The sequence below is a fragment of the Streptomyces sp. SID14478 genome (assembly GCF_010548525.1).
Lineage (GTDB): Bacteria > Actinomycetota > Actinomycetes > Streptomycetales > Streptomycetaceae > Streptomyces.
The window spans coordinates 1-3,844 of the sequence record NZ_JAAGMG010001171.1 but is presented as its reverse complement, the minus strand read 5'-3'; the positions used below and the strand labels follow the sequence as shown (position 1 = coordinate 3,844).

6 protein-coding genes are annotated in these 3,844 nt (G+C 70.9%); 3 read left to right on the top strand and 3 right to left on the bottom strand.

From position 1 onward, the window contains the following. Positions 1-231 (bottom strand): LysR family transcriptional regulator (locus tag G3I40_RS37245; protein ID WP_164559245.1); only part of this gene is annotated, 231 nt, incomplete at its 3' end. Between the two features lie 165 nt (positions 232-396). Then, positions 397-1,143: an alpha/beta hydrolase gene (locus G3I40_RS37240; protein WP_164559244.1), complete on the bottom strand. Its 747-nt coding sequence runs from the start codon at positions 1,141-1,143 to the stop codon at positions 397-399. A gap of 230 nt (positions 1,144-1,373) precedes the next feature. Here G3I40_RS37240 and G3I40_RS37235 point away from each other — a divergent pair, with 230 nt between their 5' ends. The 3 genes from G3I40_RS37235 to G3I40_RS37225 all read left to right on the top strand — a co-directional run bounded on the left by G3I40_RS37235 (position 1,374) and on the right by G3I40_RS37225 (position 2,863). Further along, positions 1,374-1,772, top strand: coding sequence for a helix-turn-helix transcriptional regulator (locus G3I40_RS37235; protein ID WP_164559243.1), 399 nt, complete (start codon positions 1,374-1,376; stop codon positions 1,770-1,772). Between the two features lie 26 nt (positions 1,773-1,798). Next, positions 1,799-2,398 (top strand): hypothetical protein, encoded by a 600-nt coding sequence (locus tag G3I40_RS37230; RefSeq protein WP_164559242.1) that lies wholly within the window; start codon positions 1,799-1,801, stop codon positions 2,396-2,398. Positions 2,399-2,524: 126 nt separating this feature from the next. Then, positions 2,525-2,863, top strand: coding sequence for a DUF2516 family protein (locus G3I40_RS37225; protein WP_164559246.1), 339 nt, complete (start codon positions 2,525-2,527; stop codon positions 2,861-2,863). A gap of 96 nt (positions 2,864-2,959) precedes the next feature. On the opposite strand, the gene G3I40_RS37220 is transcribed toward G3I40_RS37225, so the two are convergent. After that, a partial coding sequence (locus tag G3I40_RS37220; RefSeq protein ID WP_164559241.1) for a PP2C family protein-serine/threonine phosphatase occupies positions 2,960-3,844 on the bottom strand: 885 nt, incomplete at its 5' end.

Sequence of the window (3,844 nt, the reverse complement as noted above, 5' to 3'; positions counted from 1 at the left end):
CCGGCGCGCCGCGCTGACCGCGACCTCCGCCTCCCGCAGGAACGCGCGGCCGACCACGGTGGGCACCAGACCGCTCGGCGTACGGGCGAACAGCTGCACGCCGAGCTCCCGCTCCAGGCCGCGGATCTGCTGGGACATCGACGGCTGGGCGACGTGCAGCAGCTCCGCCGCGGCCGTCACCGAGCCCGCCTCGGCGACGGCCAGGGCGTACTCGTACTGACGAAGGCTCATCGGCTCCCGTCTCCCTCCCCGGCCTCTGCTGAGAGGTCGTCCGGATCGTCGTCCGAATCGGCGTCGGAATCGGCGTCGGAATCATCGGCTGAATCGTCGTCTGAATGGTCGTCGAAGCGGTAACCCGGCGGGGCCGCCCGGGATTCCCGGGCGGCCCCGCCGGGTTCAGGCCCTGCGCAGATGCCGTGCGAAGAACCTGGCGGCGTCCTCTCCCGCGGACTGCGGGACGCCGGTGTGCCCGCCCATGTTGGCGTTCAGCGTCTTCTCCTCGGAGCCGAAGGCGTCGAACAGGTCCAGGGCCGCCTGCCGGTCATTGCCCTCGTCGTCCCACTGCAGCAGGACGTGCAGCGGGACGGTGATCCGGCGGGCCTCCTCGAGGACGGCGCGCGGCACGAGACTCCCGGCGAACAGGCCGGCGGCCACGATGCGCGGCTCGACCGCCGCGAGCCGTACGCCGACGGAGATGACGCCGCCCGAGTACGCGACCGGGCCGCCGATCTCGGGCAGGGACAGGAGGGCGTCCAGGGCGGCCTGCCATTCCGGGACCGCCTGGTCGACGAGCGGCAGGACGAGGGCGTCGACGATCTCGTCGCCCACCGGCTCGCCGGCCTGCAGCGCCCGGCGCAGGTCCGCGCGGGCCCGATCGACGACGGCGAGACGGGGCCGGTCGCCGCTGCCGGGCAGCTCGATGGTGGCGGTGGCGAAACCGTCCGCGGCGGAGCGCCGGGCCCGCTCCACCAGCCGGGGATACATCCTGCTCAGCCCCAGTGGGGGATGACCGAGCAGGATCAGGGGTACCGGTGCGGAGGCGGCCGCGGACGAAGGCGTCCACAGGAAGCCGGGGATCTCGCCGAGGGTGAACGCGCGCTCGACGACGTCGTCGTCGAGGTGCTGCTCAGAAGTGACGTGCATGATCGTGCCTTTCGGGAGTGCACTGCAACGGCGCTCCCGGACGACCTTCTGCCTATCGCCCGACCGTGACCCCGGAGGGGAGCACCCATGTCGATACTGCGTTCACGGGTACCACCTCCTCGTTCTGTCGCACGGCCTCCGGCAGGGTAACAGCGGGGCGGCACGTGGCCTGGAACACTTTTGCAAGCAGGCGCTTGCAAAAGTTAGCAAGGGTGCGGCAGTATCGACGTATGGCATCGCTCAACGTCGGAAGCCTCGGCGAGTACCTGCGCGAGCAGCGTCGCACCGCGCAGCTGTCGCTCCGTCAACTCGCCGATGCCGCAGGGGTGTCCAACCCGTATCTGAGTCAGATCGAGCGCGGGCTGCGCAAGCCGAGCGCGGAGGTGCTGCAGCAGGTAGCCAAGGCGCTGCGGATCTCCGCCGAGACGCTGTACGTGCGCGCCGGCATCCTCGACGCGGAGCGGGAGCGGGACGAGGTGGAGACGCGTGCGGTGATCCTCGCCGACCCCTCGCTCAACGAGCGCCAGAAACAAGTCCTGTTGCAGATCTACGAGTCGTTCCGACACGAGAACGGGACCAGTGAACACCGCGCCGGTGACAGCGGCGATGCCGAGCCCTCGAGCAAGTAGTTGATGTGATCCGGGAGGACCACGCCATGGCCATCAAGGACGACCTGCGCAAGACCTTCTCCGACCCGACCCCGCTCTACTTCGCCGCGGGTACCGCCGAGTTGGCGTACCAGCAGGCCAAGAAGGTGCCCGGGCTGGTCGAGCAGCTGCGGGCCGAGGCGCCCGCGCGCTTCGAGGCCGTGCGCAACACCGACCCCAAGGATGTACAGGACAAGGCGACGGCGCGGGCCAAGGAGGCCCAGGCCACCGTCACCGCGAAGGTGAACGAGCTCGTCGCCTCCCTCGACACCGATCTGAAGAAGTTCGGGGAGACGGCGCAGGACTTCGCGCTGCGCGGTGTCGGCTTCGCCGCCGAGGCCGCCGTCAAGGCGCGTGAGACCTACGAGAAGCTCGCCGAGCACGGCGAGGAAGCCGTGAAGTCGTGGCGCGGCGAGGCGGCCGAGGAGATCAACGAGATCGCCGTGGCCGTCGAGCCGGACCCCGAGCCGCAGACCGCCGCCCCGGCCGAGGAGAAGTCCGAGACCGAGGAGAAGTCCGAGACCGCGAAGAAGGCCGCCGCCAAGAAGGCTCCGGCCAAGAAGACGACCACCGCCAAGAAGAGCACCGACACGCCTCCGGCCAAGTAGGCAAGGGGTGCGTCACGAGCCGGGCACGCAGCGCGTGCCCGGCTCGCCCACCGGGTACGGTGGCCGCAGGCCCGTAGGACTTTTTCGGAAGATTTTGCAGACGATTCTGGTGGTGGCGTTGTGCTGATGCAGGGTTTCGCCAATGTGATGTGGCTGCTGAGCCTTGCGCTGATCGTCTTCAGCGGTTTCGCGCTCGTCGACGCCGCGGTCCGGCGCGAGGACGCCTATCGCGCGGCGGACAAGAAGACCAAGCCGTTCTGGCTGATCATCCTCGGGATCGCGTTCGTCGTGAACCTGCTCTTCCCGATCCTGTCGTTCCTGCCGATCATCGGGCTCATCGCGACCATCGTGTACATGGTGGACGTGCGGCCCGCCGTCCGGCAGATCACCGGCGGCGGGGGCGGGCGCAAGGGCCGCGGCTCCAGCAGCGACGGTCCGTACGGGCCGTACAACGGCGGTCGCTGACCGCCGGTCCGGGCCTCAGCGGTCCAGGGCAGTACCGCCACGTCAGCGGTCCAGGGCAGTACCGCCACGTCAGCGGTCCAGAGCAGTACCGCCACGTCAGCGGTCCAGGAGCAGTACCGCCACGTCGTCCGTCAGGTCGCCGCCGTTGAGGTCGCGGACCTCGTTCATCGCCGCCTCCAGGAGCTCCTCGCCGCCCAGGCCGTCGGCCCGCCGGCGGCGGATCAGCTCCACCATCCCCTCCTGGCCGAGCCGCTGGTTGCCCTGGCCGATCCGGCCCTCGATCAGGCCGTCCGTGTAGAGCATCAGGCTCCACGACGCCCCCAACTCCACCTGCATGCGCGGCCATCGCGCCTTCGGCAGCAGTCCGAGGGCCGGGCCGCTGTTCTCGTACGGGAGCAGCGTCGCGGGGCGCCCCGGGCTCGCGATCAGCGGCGACGGGTGGCCCGCCAGGCACAGCCCCGCGCGGCGGCCGTCCGGCGATATGTCCACCGTGCACAGGGTCGCGAAGATCTCCTCGTCGGCGCGCTCGTGCTCAAGCACCTGCTGGAGGGTGGAGAGCAGCTCGTCGCCGCACAGGCCCGCGAACGTCAACGCCCGCCAGGCGATGCGCAGTTCGACACCGAGCGCCGCCTCGTCGGGGCCGTGCCCGCAGACGTCGCCGATCATCGCGTGGACCGTGCCGTCGGGGGTGCGCACCGTGTCGTAGAAGTCGCCGCCGAGCAGGGCCCGGGAGCGGCCCGGGCGGTAGCGCGCCGCGAACCGCAGCGGGGACCCGTCGAGCAGCGGCGTCGGCAGCAGGCCGCGCTCCAGGCGGGCGTTCTCCTGCGCGCGGATGCGGGACTCGGTGAGCTTGCGCTGGGCGATGTCCGCGCGCTTGCGCTCGACGGCGTAGCGCACGGCCCGGCCGAGCAGTCGTGCGTCCAGCTCGTCGCGGAACAGGTAGTCCTGGGCGCCCACGCGCACCGCCTCGGCGCCGCGCTC

What these genes read in the sequence shown, in the direction of transcription:
- G3I40_RS37240 (WP_164559244.1), bottom strand. Translation starts at nt 1,143, where the DNA reads ATGCACGTCACTTCTGAGCAGCACCTCGACGACGACGTCGTCGAGCGC.
- G3I40_RS37235 (WP_164559243.1), top strand. Translation starts at nt 1,374, where the DNA reads ATGGCATCGCTCAACGTCGGAAGCCTCGGCGAGTACCTGCGCGAGCAG.
- G3I40_RS37230 (WP_164559242.1), top strand. Translation starts at nt 1,799, where the DNA reads ATGGCCATCAAGGACGACCTGCGCAAGACCTTCTCCGACCCGACCCCG.
- G3I40_RS37225 (WP_164559246.1), top strand. Translation starts at nt 2,525, where the DNA reads ATGCAGGGTTTCGCCAATGTGATGTGGCTGCTGAGCCTTGCGCTGATC.